Origin of the sequence: Sphingobium salicis subsp. salicis (assembly GCF_049472635.1) — a bacterium.
GTDB lineage: Bacteria > Pseudomonadota > Alphaproteobacteria > Sphingomonadales > Sphingomonadaceae > Sphingobium > Sphingobium yanoikuyae_A.
Window position 1 is genome coordinate 2,197,391 of sequence record NZ_JAYRCS010000001.1, and the last position, 14,575, is coordinate 2,211,965.

A 14,575-nucleotide genomic window follows, 5' to 3' on the forward strand; every position below is an offset into this window, starting at 1 on the left:
TCGTGTTGAGGCGACAGCGATGAAGGTGGTCGGCTTCTATTGATCGGAGCCCCATCAGCCCGGGAGGTAGCGAGAGAAGAAGGCATTTCGCTCGGCGTCGGTGCTCAGCTGCACGAAGCGACCGGCGGGATGAAGATAGATGATGACCGGACAGCCGCGATCGGACAGTCGTCGAATATTGAAGCCGCTGCCCTTGCTTGTGCCATCCCAGATCACGAGACCGGCGCCTGCGAGGAGCGACATTTCGCGGTCTTTCGCGCTATGCCACTCGCGTGTGCCCGGACGCGCATCGGACTTTACGCGCGTGACCGGCCAGCCTCCGATATTGTTCCGGGGCGTGGATCCGGTGCAGAACACGGTCACCGCGTCGACGTTCCAATCCGAAAGATAGAGCTGCACGGCCGTATCGACGCCGCGGGCATCGCCGACCAGCACCGGGACGCCGTCGTCGACAATCTTGCCGAGGCGAGCCTTCACTGCCTGGGGAAGTTGCCGGATGGAAAGCGAGCCGGATACGAAAATCGGCTCTGCGTGCCGACGACGGTCGGGCGCGATCATGTGAACGGCGGTCATGGCTATAGCCTCCCTATTGGATCACCATCAACCACCCCCTTCTCTCCTCCGGCCCGTCGCGGCGACGGCGGTCGGCCATTTTCGGATGCGTAGCCCGTCCGGCGGCAAGCCGGGTCACTGGCCCGGCAAGTGGGGCGCATGGAAGCTCTGGCCGTGCCCGCAACGACTTGCTATCGGGTGTCCGTCTTCGCAGCCGCATTATTCCTCACGACAAGGAAGAACGACATGACAGAGAAGGTCGATACGGCAGAAATACTCATAACGCTTACCGCCGATATCGTGGCCGCGCATGTCTCGAACAACAGCGTCGCCGTTGGTGACTTACCCGTGTTGATCCAGAATATTCACGGTGCGCTGAACAGTCTTCGGGAGCCGGCAGTGCTGCCGGACATCAAACCTGAACCGGCGGTTTCGATCCGTGCTTCGGTCAAGCCCGATTACATCGTATGTCTCGAAGACGGCAAGAAGTTGAAGATGCTCAAGCGGCATCTGATGACACACTATCAGATGAGCCCTGCCGACTATCGGACCAAGTGGAATTTGCCTTCCGATTACCCGATGGTTGCTCCCAATTACGCCGAACAGCGCCGGTCGCTCGCCAAGAAAATCGGGCTTGGTCGTAAGCCAAGGACGGTGGAAACCGCTCCGGCCCCTAAGGCGAAGAAAACGCCGACAACCCGGCGACCGCGCAAGAAGCCGACCGAGGCAGAGCAGTCAGCATAGCATGAAGCCGCAGGGCGCCGCTCTTCGCGCCCCGGTGGTGACGACGCCTCGGATAGGTCAGCGCCTGGGAGGCGCCTTCGAAGTTGAAACGGGACTCTATAGCTCAATCAATTCGTAGCCTCTCGGCTTCAGTATCTTCCGGGTCCAGTCCTTGCCGATCGGCAGGTTTTCGCTGACCAGGTCAATCGCGGAATCGGCGCGTTCGAACAATGCGACACAAAGCTGATCGGTATCGAAGCGTGAACGGTACTGGATGCCGTCAAGCGCGGTGTCAGCGTAGACGAACGCGGAGATCGTCTGCGTCGTGGCATAGGCATCCCGATGGATTGCGGGATCGAAGTCCGCCGAAACGCCCGCGGCCGTCGTTTGGAACCAGGCGAGGCCAGGGCCATGCAGCTTTGCGAGGCGGAGCGTTCGCGTGGTGACGAAGGCGGCGGCGCGCTTCTGCTGGACGCGGTCCCATAGGACGTCCCGGTCGCCTGGTGTCCGCAGCAGGCTCTCGGTAAATGGACCGGTCAAGCTCTTGCCGAGATAGAGGACGCCGTAGCGCCCTTGAGGGTCGTCCCAGCGCCATGTCGCGTCCTTGCGCCCATACCAGCGCGCGGGAACGGATGCGCCGTGCACGCGGTGGAGCGTTTGCCCGGCGGCGATGGTCGCCACCGGCATAGTAGCGCGAGCGACCATCGTCAGTCGTCGAGCGTACCGGCGAAGCGTATGACGCGATCGACGTCCGCCTCATTGCCCTTGATCAGGTCGATCGGCCGCGCGTCGCCCAGACCTCCATCGCCGCTCACCAGATATTGCAGCACGGCCCATCCGCCGGCGCCGGGCGCGGCGGCAAGAATGCGCGACATTGCAGGACGGATGGTGTCGCCGTCGAACTGGAATGCCGGAAACAGCTTGGCGCCATTGTCTTCGACCATCAGCAGGCGGCGATCGCGGGCGGCCTTGTAGACGGCTTGCACGGTCTTGTGGCCGAGAAGCTTGCGCACCGCCTCGGCGTCGAACGCGCCGCCCGCTTCGTCGATCAGCCGGCGCTTGAAGGCGATTGCCCGTGTGATGTCCTCCGCTTTGTCGGGATCATCGGTTTCGACCGATGGGATTCCGCGCGCGATATTGAAGACGAGCGCCGCAACATCGACGCTGCCGATCGCGGCCGCCTTGGCGGCGGGCGGCATCATCTTGATGATGCGGTCGGCGCTCGCCATTATCCGGTCGCGCAGGATGCTATCGACATCGACGGTTGCGGTGCTGGCGGGACGGGACATGGGGGCACTCCTAGTTTAATGAGTTACATTTAGCGGATTATCGCGACCAATTCAACCAGCATTCTGTCTGACGCTTCACTTTGGTGCGGAGCGGTCGGTCAAGCGGTCCCCAGCAAATCGGCCGCCCACTCGGCGATCCAGGCGTCGGTAATTTGATCGTGGGAAATTTCGCCGTCCATCACGAGCGCCCGAATCTCCTCTCGCGCGGCGGCAACGGCGGCTTCCCAGCCTGTCGGAAGGGGTTCCGCAGGCAACGGCAGCGGCAATGACGATTGAAACCCGTTCCGAGGACGCGCGAGCCGGGCATATTGCCGTTCGGTCCAGCGTTCCATGTGGTCGGCGACGAAGTGGTTGGTCTTGGCGTGTCCGTCGAACAGCGCGGACATACGCGCCGCATAGGAGAATGCGCTGCTGTCGACCGTGATCTTGCGATGTTCGAAAGCGCGCAAATGACTAAGAGCCGGGCCTTTGATCCCGAAACCGTGGAGCGGGTGCGTGGAATCGAGATGGCGGTCGAGTGTTTCGAACACGGCGAGAAGGCCATCCTCCCCGTGCACGGCGCGCCGACAGGTCGATCCGATCGCAACCGTTTGTCCCGGACGCAGGATATGGGCGATGCCATCGAGACAGCGCACATAATCGCCTGGTCGGCGGCCTTGCAAAACTGGCATGAAATTCGAGACGATACCGGCGTCGAGTGCGCGGGCATGGCATTCGATGTTGAGGCGAACAGTGCGCGCGATCCGATCGAGCACTTCTTCACGGTCGCGCGCGATCTCGGGTTCGACGCAATGATCGAGGCTTGCCCAGAGCCGCCAGGGGTAGGCGGCCGCCAGCCCTTCGACATAATCCTCGACGGTCCATGGGAGGCCTCGATATCTTGATGCGAGGACGAATCCGGCGGAATCGAGCATGATCGAAGCGAGGCCATGGGCGTTGGCAAGCTGCCTCAACCGCCAACCGGCCCATTCACGCCCGCCGTCACATTGCCGCCAGCGTGACAGGCTGTTCGCGGAGATGAGGACGGGAAGCTGCAACGCGCGCGCGCGGGCGAGCAAGGGCCCCTCCGACAGGCCGGGAAGGCCGACGATGATCTCGATGGGGGTGCCCGCGGCCAACCGAGGGGCAACGTTCGAAGAGTACACCGGTGATCGGTCCGCCTGGGACAAGCCGGCGGGCGGCTGCTGGAAGCGAGAGGGGATGTCATAGGGCATGAGGCCAGTTCCTGCCGTCCGGGCGCATCAGCACGCCCGCCTCAAACCCTCCCTCTCCTCTTCGGTCAGGCCGTCGCCGCCAGAGGCTGGGCGACCGGCGGTTGCCCGGGATCGATCATGCCAGGAGATTCCGGCCGCCCCAGCGCGCCGGTGCCGCGCGCGATCACGCGTCGACGGCTTGTGCGGGAAGCCGCGGCTCGAGATGGTTGCGAACGAAGCCGCGTGTGATGCGCAGTTCGCCGGACGCGACCTTGGCAAGCTGCTCCTCGAAAGTAAGCTTGTGCGTCGCGGCCGCTTCTCGTGCTATCCTTGCCTCCTCTCGCCGCGTGTCCTGCCAATGTGCTTTCGCCTCAGCGAACCCCATACAGCCGAGGAGGCGCCGGAACGCGTAGATCTCCTGAGGCGAAGCCGGAGGCCAGCAGGAATTGCGCATGGGCGCGTGGCGAACCCGGCCAGGACGCCTTGGAGGCGGCAGGGCCCGGCCTTCGCCCGCCAGTTCGGCGGCGAAGGCGTCACGAAGCCGATAGGCTGTCGAGGCGCCAATCGCGAGTTCGCGCGCGGCTCGCTGGACGGGCACCCGATCGAGGAGCATCGCGCGCAGAAGGTCTTTCTGTTCATCGGTTACGAAACGCGCGCTTTCAGCATGCACATGACGGACCCCGCAGCTATCGCATCCAGGAAGCGACTCCCCTTTGCGGCGCAGACTTCGGATAAGGCGGCCCCTGATCCTGGTGCAGCTCGTCTTCGACACGCCGGTGCGCTCGGCGATCTTCTGTGTGCCGAGCCCCTGCAGGAACAGCTCCTCGACCTGCCTGCGCTTTGCCGGCGACAGTTTGACGCCGCTGTAAGCCTCGCCGCCGCCCGGCGGGGGCAGCGCGGCCTTGCCGCGTGCGAGCAGTTCACGATTATATCGCCGGCGCTGCTCGGAAACGCAGGCGGCCGAGACGCCAAGACGCAACTGAATGTCGATGCCCTTGTAACCCTTCTTCAACGCATAGCGCAGTCGCTCGATACCCTCAGCCGTCAGGCGCCCATGCTGATCGCGCTCTGCCGGACGGTATCCGCGCCGGACACAAAGGGCGATCGTCACCGCGTTGCAGGCGCTGGCTTCGCAGATACCGAAATGTGTGCCGATCGCGCTGAACGACCAGTTCTCGACCTCACGCAGCCGGATGGCTTCGTCGAGGTTCTCACCGCCAAGGCGCGGCCTCGGCGCGGGATTTCTATGGGCTGTCTTCAGGCCGAGCTTGTGAGCCTTGACCTGCAAGGCATGGACGCTTCGGCCCGGAAGCCGCTGCGCGACGCTGTGTCCTTCGGCAGGATAACAGGCACGCAGCGTAACGATTTCCTGCGCCGTCCATGGCGCGGATCTTGGGATGGTCATGGGAAGGACTCCGGTGCTAGGAGCGCCTGCCCTGGAGCAACCGCGGTCGTGATGGTCTGCGGTCCATTTGAACAGGCCTCGCCTGCTCTCTCCCCTCTCCCCTTCCCATGCGCCGAAGACCAGGCGCGTGAACCTGTGTGTCAATATGCTCCGCAGTCGCCAGGACGACTGGAGCCTATTGATGATACCGCGCTCGGCGCCGTCCGTTGGGGGTGGCTGCATAATGTTTCATGCCGACAAACCGCAGCATTGACAGCAGACAGCACGGGCGCTTCGTGCGCGCCGCTCATCTCAAAGTAGGTTCAAGGCCCGGTCGATGTCCTGTCCTGGTCCAAGGATTCGGACGACACCTATCCGATCGCCTGCGACACGATAGAGTAAAGCATAGCCGCGATAGGACCTGCGTCTGATACCGTATCGTTCGTAACGCGGAACCAGCGGAAAGCCCTGTGGCATCTCGGCAAGGCCCTGTGCGGCGCTCTCGAGCTCTGCGATGAAGGAGACTGCGCGCAAGGGATTATCCTGCGCGATGTAGCGGCCGATCGCGCGTAGATCGCGCTGGGCGGCCGACGCCAGTATGACAATCATTGAAGCGGGGTCTGGTGGCCTTGAGCTTCGATTTCGGAGGTGAGCTCCCGACAGAAGGCCCCGAGCTCACGGCCGCCGCCGCTCTCCAGTTCCTCTACCGCTTCCTCGACTGAAGCATCAAGCGAGCTCAGCCAGCGCTGTTCATTCTCCGTGTCCGCCTGGTCACGACGGATTAGATCGCGCACATAGTCACTGACACTTGCATAGTGCCCCTTGTCGATGCGCTTCTGGACATAATCGCGCATCGGATCGGGCAATGAAACATTCATGGACGCCATTGACATATCTCCTGAGGTCATAATGGCACAAATTGCCATTGATAGCCAGACCGATGTGAGCATCAGGCAGCAACGGCGGCTTCTTGTGGCACCGGCGTGCCTGCGCCGTCCAAAAGCGGGGGCAGCGGCGCGTCACCGTCATTGTCCGCGTTGAACTCGCCCTTGGTGCTCGCCAGCTCGGCCTCGAGCTCGGCGAGTTCGTTGAGTTTTTCGTCGAGCAGGGCGGCGTCGGGAAATGCTTGCCCCAAGCGAGCCTCGAAGGCGGGAAGACGCCGTTCGTTGGCTTCGAGACTGGCCCTGACGACGGCGAGATCCGTGTCGAGATCGCGGATGGAGGACTCGATCCGGCCGATCACCGTGCTCGGCCGCGTCTTCTCGGTCACCTCGAAGTCGGCGTGCTCGCCGTGATGCTGCATCGCGATCACGGTGCAGAGGTAGCGCCGTCCATCGGGGTCGAGGGCCTCGTAGCCCGAGAGTTCCAGGCCGATGCCGTTGAAGGTGCCGAGCGTCCAGCGCGCCTCGGCGCGACCTTTCCGCATCCGGTGCGCATATCCGAGGAGACGTTCGCCGGCAGCCTTGCGATCGGTCATCATCGTGCCGTCGCAATCGAAGAGGATCTCATCCACCTTCGTGGGAACACGATGTGCAAGATCGGCCTCGAGCCTGGCGATCTGCTTGTGGCAGTCCTCGATCTCGCGCGTCGTTCGCGTGATGGTCCTGCGGATATTATACTGGTCGTCGACATGGGCATCGCGCAGGCGCAGGAGCCGTGCGACCTCGGCATCGAGCCCGGCCTTCTTCATCAGGCGGTCGTCGCCCGACGCGAGAGCCTTGGCCAGCGCGAACTGATTGACGTTGGAGCTGACGTCCTCGATCCGCCGGATCGAGCGGTCACCCGACATGGCCATGTTGATGAAGCGGGCCTTGCGCTCGAGCATCTGCCAGTTGGTCGCGTCCATCGAGCCGCTGGTGGCGTAGCCGTAAAGCTCGATCTCGTCATTCTGGTTGCCCTGGCGCTCGATGCGCCCTTCCCGCTGCTCGATATCGGATGGCAGCCAGGGAACGTCGAGATGATGCAGGGCTTTCAGGCGCTGCTGCGCGTTGACGCCGGTGCCCATGGTCGCGGTCGATCCCAGAACGAACCGCTTGCGCCCCTGGTTGAGATCGTTGAACAGGCGCTGTTTGGCGCTGTTCTTCTTGTAATGCTGCATGAAGGCGATCTGCTCGGCCGGCACGCCCATCGCGACAAGCCGATCGCGGATCCAGACATAGGCGGAGAAGCCGCGCGTTTCGAGCGCGGCCTCGGTGCCGAGATCGGAGAAGATCATCTGCACCGCGCCTGAGAGCGGATACGGCTTGCCGGTTTCCGGATCGATGTAGCGATAGTCGGCCGTCTCTTCCCAGATACGATAAGCATTCTCGATCAGGAGATTGAGCTTGTTGCCCTCCTCGTTGCCGACATCCGCGTCGACGAACCGCAGGTCGATCGCCGAGTGGCGGCCATCGGTAATCACCGACAGCAGGATGTCGTCGCCCTTTTGCGGCCGGCCGCCGCGGGTCTCGATGGCCTGGATGCGTTTGGCGAGCACCCGCTGATAGGCTTTGAACGGCGCGCCGGATTTCGCGACGACGATCTGCCGTTTGCCGCCCCTGATGGTGGGGAGCTTGACGTACTGGCGCAGATCATCCTTCAAGACGACATCGGCGACGCTGCGATACATCGCCATCAGGTCGGCGACGTTGACGAACTCGCAGAAGCGGGTGACGGGCTTGTAGCTGCCGCTCGGCTGGAGTTCGAGTTCGGTGCGGGTGTCTCCGAAGGCAGACGCCCAGGCGTCGAATTCGTGCAGGCCCTTGGCGTGAAGCTCGTCGGGTTGCATGAAGCGCTGCAGCGTATACATCTCGCCCAGCGTGTTGGTGATGGGCGTGCCCGATGACAGGATCAGTTCGCGTCCGGGATTGGTCCCGGCGAGATAACGGCTCTTCACGAACAGGTCCCAGGCACGCTGCGAGCCGACCGGGTCGACGCCCTTCAGGTCGCCGAGATTGGTGGCGAAGGTCAGCTTGCGGAACTGCTGGGCCTCGTCGACGACGATCTGGTCGATGCCGATCTCGCCAATATGGACGAGGTCATCCTTGCGGGACTGGAGATTCTCCAGCCTTTGCTTCAGTCCTTCTTTCAGGCGTTCTACGCGTTTGCGCGACACGCGGTCCTGGCTGTCGATGCCGGTGATCAGCACCTCGTAGCTGTCGAGCTGGTGCTCGATCAGCTGCTTCTCGAAAGATGACGGCGTGGGCACGAACTTGAACGCATCATGCGTGATGATGATCGCATCCCAATTGCCCGTGGTCGCGCGCGCCAGGAACCGCTGCCGCTTCTCCTTCACGAAGTTCGTGTCGTCGGCGACCAGGATGCGCGCGGTGGGATAGAGCATCAGGAACTCGCGCGCGATCTGCGCGAGGCAATGGTTGGGCACCGTGATCATCGGTTTGTTGGCGAGGCCGAGACGCCGCTGCTCCATCACTGCGGCGCAGAGGCTGAAGGTTTTGCCCGCGCCGACGCTATGGGCCACATAGGTCGAGCCCGACGCGATGATCCGCCAGACGACGCGCTTCTGGTGATCGCGCATGCGGATCGTCGTCGACGCGCCCGGCAGCTTCAGGTGCTGGCCGCTGAAGCTCCGGGGCACGAGATTGTTGTAGGCATCGTTGTAGATGCGGACCAACCGATCGGCGCGTTCGCTCTCCTGCCAGACCCAGGTCTCGAAGGTCGACTTGATCTTCGCCAGCTTCTCTTTGGCCGCTTCGGTGTCGACGACGTTGAGCTCGCGGCGTTCCGAACCGTCGGCGTCGCGGTGGACGTCGTAGATCTTGGGAATGTGGGAGTTCAGCGCGTCTTCGAGCAGGTCCGCCGCGCTCCGGCGGGCTGTGCCCCAGGTCGAGGAGGAACTGACGTGCCCGGCGAACGGGGCCTTGTCGACCGTCCAGCTCGCCAGCTCCACCGTATGGAGGATCCGGGTCTCGACCTCCATGATTTCGAGGATGAACGCCTCGATGACATCGACCGGAATCCAGGGCGCGCCGAGACGCGCGGTGATCTCGCTGGGCTTCAGATCGACCGGCTGGACCGCTTCGAGCGCGGTGGCGACAGCAGAAAATCGCGGATCGGTCCCGGCTTTCTCGCGCGCGAGGGCGAGCTTGGTGCGAACCGGCCCGGAAAGGACCTCGTCGGCCGTGACCCAGTGATCGAAATGCGGTGTGCTGCGGACGGGGTCGAGATAGATGTCCCCCGCAAGATCGGTGAGCGCCTCGGTTTCGGTAACGCCGAGCATCTGAGCGATCAGGGGCAAATCGACGCGGCCGCGGTCATGGAGCGATAGCGCCAGGGCATCCTGCGCCGAATGGATTTCATGGGTTACCGGCGGCTTGACGACGCATTCGGTGAAGATCGGACCGGGCGTGCCCGTGTCGCTCGCCTCGTCATAGGTCTCGATCGAAGCGACCAGCCAGACGTCGGGGTCATCGAGGAAGGGCTGAAGGTTAGGGCGGCGCTGATACTCCTTCTCGGCCCCTGTCTCCGGATCGGTGCGGATGCTGGTGATGGGGCGGTTGATCGGACCGTATTTTTTCGCGAACTGCCGGTAGTGGGTGAACAGCGCCTGCTGAAGGGCATCATAGGGCCGGTCGCCCAACTGCGCGCGCAGGATCGCGCGGACCGTATCGCGGATCGGGATGAGGGCCTTGATGATAGCCGCGTGCTTGGGAAACAGACCAGCGCCGCCGCGGCCGGATTTGACGCCGACCACGGTCGGGGTGCCATTTATGATCTGGTGGAGGACACCGCCGGAAACCAGATAGCTGCCTTCCTTGAACTCGGCTTCGTCCGCGGCGGTGCCGACTTGCACATCCAGGGTGGCGCTTGGCATGTCGCGCAGGGATGTGGTGCGCTCGAGCGGCTTGCAGGCGCCCGCGTGCTTCGATGCGATCGCGGACAAGGTGGCCGCGAGGACGACCGGGAGGTCTGCGTCGGGGTCGGCCGCGCAATTATAGTCCATGCCGAACTGGCCGCTGCGCCATTCGTGACGCCCCAGCACATGATCGGGATGGTCGAGGAAATAGCGGTTGATCCGCAGCGGCCCGAAACCTTCGTCGCTGTCGGGGATCTCGGCCAGCTCGATCCAGTTCTGCGTGCGTGGAAGGGCATCGGGGGTGTGTTTCTGGAAAAGCAGGATATCGACGACGACGTCCGTGCCCGCCTCTTGCCGCATGGCCTTGCCCGGAAGGCGCACCGCGCCGAGGAAATCGGCAATGCCGTCGATATGGTGGCGGGCTTTGGGATCGCTCTTGTCGAGCGAATAGCGCGATGTCACAAACAGGGCGATGCCGCCGGGCCGTAGATGCTCGAGCGATTTGGCGATGAAATAGTCGTGAAGCGACAGGCCGAGCTTACCGAGTTCGGTCCGGTTCTGGATGGTGAGGTTCGAGAAGGGCGGATTGCCGATCGCGAGGTCGAAGTCGGCGGGCAGGGGCGCCTTGTCGAAATCGACGCAGCGGATGACCTGATTGGGATAGAGCGCTTTTGCGACGCGAGCGGTGACGGGATCGTTCTCGATGCCCACGAACAGCGTGTCCTGCGACAATGCATCCGGCCGGAGCCCCATGAAGAGGCCGCTGCCGCACCCCGGTTCCAGAACCTGCCCACCGGTAAAGCCGAGGGTCCGGGCAGCGTCCCACATGGCGCGGATGATGTATTCGGGGGTGTAATGCGCATATTGCGTCGCGCGTTTGAGAGACTGGAGTTCGACATCGGTCGTCTCGGCGACCAGGGCCTGCCCTAGTTCCTCCCAGCCCTCGCGATATTCTTTCCCGCGGCGGGCGAACATGTTGTTGGCAAGTTCCGACGCGCCGAAGCCGATGAACCTGGAAATCGCCTGCTGCTCGGCCGGTGATGCGGACCGTCCTTCGCGGTCGAGCAGGTTCAGCAGCCGGATCGCCTCGACATTGTCGCGTGCGCGTTCCTTCCATGAGGACGCCAGGGTCCGCCCCGCCGATAGGGAGAAATCAATAGCTGCCTCGACTGGCGGCCGGGCGGTGTCGACGATGGTTGCCGAAAAGAGCGTCGGCTCCGGATCGACGGGGGCGGCTGGCTTGGCGGGCGCGACCGGCTGGTCGAAGTCGAGGCACAGCTGGAGAGCCAGCGCGGATGCACTGTTTCGCATGGAATGCTTCCTTTTCGGTGGTCTTGCGGGCGCGGCGTGGCGGCCCGGTCGGATGTCAGGGGGGCTGCGGCCTCACGCCGAGCGGCGGCTCAAGCGGGCTTGTTACGTGCGCGGTTGGCAATGATTTGGCTGACTGCCCCTGGCGCTGCGTGATCGATGGGAGGCCGGGCGGTTTCGATCAGAGGTCCAGGATCGCCCCTTTGAGGACGGTATAGAGGCCGACCTCAAACCGAAGCTTTTGAAGCATCCGGAATTTGGTGTCGCGGCGGGCATCGACGTGGAAAGCGCTACGTCCGGTGTCCGCTTCCTTGATCCCCGTCGAGAGACTGGGGTAGGTTTGTCCGGCGCGGGGCCCCGTCATGATGCGGGCGATTGAGCGGCAGTCGAGGGTGCGATCGAGCGCGTATCCCAGATCGCGCAACTGCTGCTTGATTTGGCTGAGAGTGACCGGATGCCGGCCTTCGGCGGCTCGGGCGTCAAGCTCGTTGGCAAGGGCAGAGTTCATTGGCGGAAGTCCTTCGTCGAAAATACCGCCAATCCTCCTCCCCCTTCCCATCCATGACGCGTCTGCTCGAAAGGCGGCATCTGCGTTTATGTCCCGCCGGGCCGGAAATGCGGGATCAGCCCAGGCGAAGCGAAGCCGCATATTGCCGCAGCAGGTCGGCCATCGCGGTTCGGGCATGCGCCTTGTTGCCGATCACGATCTCGGGATGGAGTTTCTCGCCGAACGGCGTGCGATAGCCATGGGCGAGATCGCCGCTCGCATCCTCGATCACGATGCGGTGGCCGCGAGGTCGCGCCGGACCGGCATAGCGCGCGGTGAAATCCCCGAGGCGTCCCGACAGCCCGGCCGCCATTTTGGACCACCGGATATGGCCGGCGGCGAACTGGTCGCCGGGCGCGCGGCCCCGGGCGAGCCAGAGGCGAAACTGCGCGCGCTGCTGGAGCACCGAATTGCGGGTCCGCTCCATCGTTCGCGCGAGCGGCAGGATATCGGCATCGGCATCGAGCCGGTCGAGTTCCGCATCGTCGGCGACGATCAGGATGTCCGTATAGTCGCCCTGGCGCAGGATCTGGCGGAGCGCGGCGCCATCGCCGGGTGGCGGGGCCGACAAGCCGGATAGCGGATGCAGCCCGGTTTCGGCGCTGATGACATATTGGGCCGCAGCCTCATGTCCGGGCCGTTCGCTCAGCATCGCGAGGATGCCGATCGCGCCTGTCTCGCGCTCCGAAGCGCCGAGCAGCAGCAGGCGGCGATGCCATGACACGGGCGCCGGGGTATCGGTCGGGCCTGGCCATTGGCTGGGAAGCGGCCGGGCGGCGCGCGGGTTTTCAGGGTGCGCGATCTCGGATGGGGTGACCGCCAAGGACCGCCGCGCGGCATCGAAGATGTCGTCGGGCTGACCGCCGCCATCCAGAAAGCCCTGGTGGTAGGCGGGTCGGCGGACGTCCTGTTCCCCCGCGCGGCATGGTGACGGTGGACGCGATTCCCATCCAGCCTCCGCAGCATAGCGACCGTCAGCATAGGCGTAAGAGGCGTCCCAATCATAACCACGAACGTCGCGGGCATGGAGGATGAAGGCATTGCGGCTGTCGGTGCTGCCCTCGGCAATCTGGCGTTCGATGCAGGCGAAGTTCGCGAATTGGCGCTGGCGTTCGGTCTCCAGTCCGATCGCTTCGTTGAGCGGGCGAAGCGCCTGAACACGCTCGCGGGCACGCGCCATGCGCTCGTCCAGGGGCGCGTCGTTCGGCAGGTCGGGAAAGCGGCGCCAAGCGTCGGCGAGCGCATGCGCGTGGTGGGCCGGACGGCCTTGCGCCATCCAGCATCCCGCATCGGCGGGATCGAAGTCGTTGGTCATCGGCGTTCCGATCCGGGCTGTCAGCGGCTGGCGAGCAGCACGTCCAGGGCGCGCGCGAACACATCGTCGCCGGCGTCGTTGACAATGACGGCATCGGGATTGGTGGCGCGCACGGCGCGGGTGACGATCGCCAGTGGCCGCTTGCGGAGCGGATATTGCAGGATCTGATCGCGTTCGATCGCGATCAGATTGGTGCGGAGAAGGCGTTTGAGGCGTTTGCCTTCGACGGCGCGCATCAGAAGGTCGCTCACCTCGATCTCAAGATCATGATCGCAAGCGAGGTCGTCGCCAAGGCTGCGCGGGAGTCTATTGGCCGTCAGCCAGGCATTGACTTCAGCTTCGGTCCATCGGCCGACCTGACGATAGAAGTCCGCCCCGCCCGTTCCCTGGTTGCGTGCGTGGAAGGCAAGCTCGCCGTCGATCCAGACCTCGGCTGCAAAAGCGGCGGTTTCCTGCGAGAGCGCGGCATTGTAGGAGATGCGCCGTAGTTCGATTTTCATGGGGGATGCTCCAGACCGCTCCACCAAACGGAGCGCCTTTCCCTTCCTCCTCCCCTTCATTCGGTCATGTTGGGCAGTCCTCGCGACTGCGGTATTCCGCATCGTAGAAGCAGCTGTTCTCGAACTCCGGATCGTCCGCTTCGTCCACCAGAAAGCTGGTGATCTCTTCGGCTGGCTGCGCGTCGAGCACCGCCGCAGCGTTGGGAAGGAGACGAACAGGGAAAATCCCTGTCCCGACGATCGCTGCCGCTTGCCGCATGGCGTCCGCATGATCTTCCGCGGTCACCGCGACCTTGACCCGGATCGTCGTGTAGACATGGACATGGTGCGGTTTCATGCCGGTAGCTCCGACCAGCCACCGGCGGCGCTGATCCAGACCATCCCAACCGCGCCGGGACGCGTCTCGAACCTGTCACTATCCCCGGCGAGGGCATAGCGGACGATGATGCTGCCGCGGTCGTTGGCGCGCAGCGGCGCTCTTCCGCCGAGCACGATCAGGTCGCCGCCCCCGCCCGGCATGTGAACCACATCGCCGGGTTTGACCTTGGCGGCGAGAACGCGGCCAATCGTATAGTGGAGTGTCCAGTTATCGTCAGTAATAGGCGTCATGCACACTATCCTTCCAAAAGAGAGAAACAGGGACGGGTGGGACTACTTGGGCGGAGCTAGCCGCTATCCTTCAACCGTGATTTCGTCCGTGTCGAAATCAGTCAGTTCTTCCGGGTCGATCAGTATCTCGGTGAAATCTTTCGCGCCGGGAACCTCCCAAGCAGCGGGGCTTTCCCGGGCCGTCTCGATTGCCTGTTGCGCCGCAATTTCCGCATTTGGTGCGTTGATCACGATACGTTGATTGACCCACAGCCGCGCGATCACCTGGACTTCAAATTGAGGCATATTTGTTCTCCTTTAGTCTCGCTCAGCGGTGTCAACGCGACCCGTGAGTGCGCCATCTCGGGGGTAAAAAGCGGC

15 protein-coding genes are annotated in these 14,575 nt (G+C 63.7%); 1 reads left to right on the top strand and 14 read right to left on the bottom strand.

Annotated features, from left to right (window positions below; genetic code table 11):
* Positions 1-54: 54 nt before the first annotated feature.
* The gene (locus VHN57_RS10690) at positions 55-573 is read right to left on the bottom strand and encodes a hypothetical protein (protein ID WP_048575812.1); all 519 of its coding nucleotides are present in this window, start codon (positions 571-573) and stop codon (positions 55-57) included.
* Between the two features lie 225 nt (positions 574-798).
* On the opposite strand from VHN57_RS10690, the gene VHN57_RS10695 reads away from it, so the two are divergent.
* On the top strand, positions 799-1,296 hold the full coding sequence (locus tag VHN57_RS10695) for a Ros/MucR family transcriptional regulator (protein WP_048575813.1): 498 nt from the start codon (positions 799-801) through the stop codon (positions 1,294-1,296).
* Between the two features lie 96 nt (positions 1,297-1,392).
* Here the strand turns inward: VHN57_RS10695 and VHN57_RS10700 are convergent, their stop codons facing one another.
* From VHN57_RS10700 to VHN57_RS10760, 13 genes are all read right to left on the bottom strand, one after another.
* Positions 1,393-1,962: an RES family NAD+ phosphorylase gene (locus VHN57_RS10700; RefSeq protein WP_048575814.1), complete on the bottom strand. Its 570-nt coding sequence runs from the start codon at positions 1,960-1,962 to the stop codon at positions 1,393-1,395.
* Positions 1,963-1,982: 20 nt separating this feature from the next.
* A complete protein-coding gene (locus tag VHN57_RS10705) occupies positions 1,983-2,564 on the bottom strand; it encodes a hypothetical protein (protein WP_048575815.1) in 582 nt (193 codons plus the stop codon).
* A gap of 98 nt (positions 2,565-2,662) precedes the next feature.
* Positions 2,663-3,778: a deazapurine DNA modification protein DpdA family protein gene (locus tag VHN57_RS10710; RefSeq protein ID WP_239659667.1), complete on the bottom strand. Its 1,116-nt coding sequence runs from the start codon at positions 3,776-3,778 to the stop codon at positions 2,663-2,665.
* Positions 3,779-3,941: 163 nt separating this feature from the next.
* A complete protein-coding gene (locus tag VHN57_RS10715) occupies positions 3,942-5,162 on the bottom strand; it encodes a helix-turn-helix domain-containing protein (RefSeq protein WP_048575816.1) in 1,221 nt (406 codons plus the stop codon).
* A 291-nt stretch (positions 5,163-5,453) separates the two neighbouring features.
* Positions 5,454-5,750: a type II toxin-antitoxin system RelE/ParE family toxin gene (locus VHN57_RS10720; protein WP_048575817.1), complete on the bottom strand. Its 297-nt coding sequence runs from the start codon at positions 5,748-5,750 to the stop codon at positions 5,454-5,456.
* Complete coding sequence (locus VHN57_RS10725; RefSeq protein WP_048575818.1) at positions 5,747-6,028, bottom strand: type II toxin-antitoxin system ParD family antitoxin; 282 nt, start codon at positions 6,026-6,028, stop codon at positions 5,747-5,749. Before VHN57_RS10725 ends, VHN57_RS10720 begins: the two co-directional genes overlap by 4 nt.
* A 62-nt stretch (positions 6,029-6,090) precedes the next feature.
* Entirely contained in the window at positions 6,091-11,247 is a 5,157-nt protein-coding gene (locus VHN57_RS10730; protein ID WP_048575819.1) for a helicase-related protein, read from the bottom strand.
* A 178-nt stretch (positions 11,248-11,425) separates the two neighbouring features.
* Positions 11,426-11,752 carry a hypothetical protein gene (locus VHN57_RS10735; RefSeq protein WP_048575820.1) on the bottom strand — a complete coding sequence of 109 codons (327 nt, stop codon included), beginning with the start codon at positions 11,750-11,752 and terminating at the stop codon, positions 11,426-11,428.
* 115 nt (positions 11,753-11,867) lie between these two features.
* Positions 11,868-13,106, bottom strand: coding sequence for a hypothetical protein (locus VHN57_RS10740; RefSeq protein WP_048575821.1), 1,239 nt, complete (start codon positions 13,104-13,106; stop codon positions 11,868-11,870).
* A gap of 20 nt (positions 13,107-13,126) precedes the next feature.
* A complete protein-coding gene (locus VHN57_RS10745; protein ID WP_048575822.1) occupies positions 13,127-13,606 on the bottom strand; it encodes a hypothetical protein in 480 nt (159 codons plus the stop codon).
* 64 nt (positions 13,607-13,670) lie between these two features.
* Positions 13,671-13,943 (bottom strand): hypothetical protein, encoded by a 273-nt coding sequence (locus VHN57_RS10750; RefSeq protein WP_048575823.1) that lies wholly within the window; start codon positions 13,941-13,943, stop codon positions 13,671-13,673.
* Positions 13,940-14,215, bottom strand: coding sequence for a hypothetical protein (locus tag VHN57_RS10755; RefSeq protein ID WP_048575824.1), 276 nt, complete (start codon positions 14,213-14,215; stop codon positions 13,940-13,942). Before VHN57_RS10755 ends, VHN57_RS10750 begins: the two co-directional genes overlap by 4 nt.
* A gap of 63 nt (positions 14,216-14,278) precedes the next feature.
* Complete coding sequence (locus tag VHN57_RS10760; protein ID WP_048575825.1) at positions 14,279-14,500, bottom strand: hypothetical protein; 222 nt, start codon at positions 14,498-14,500, stop codon at positions 14,279-14,281.
* Between the last annotated feature and the right edge of the window lie 75 nt (positions 14,501-14,575).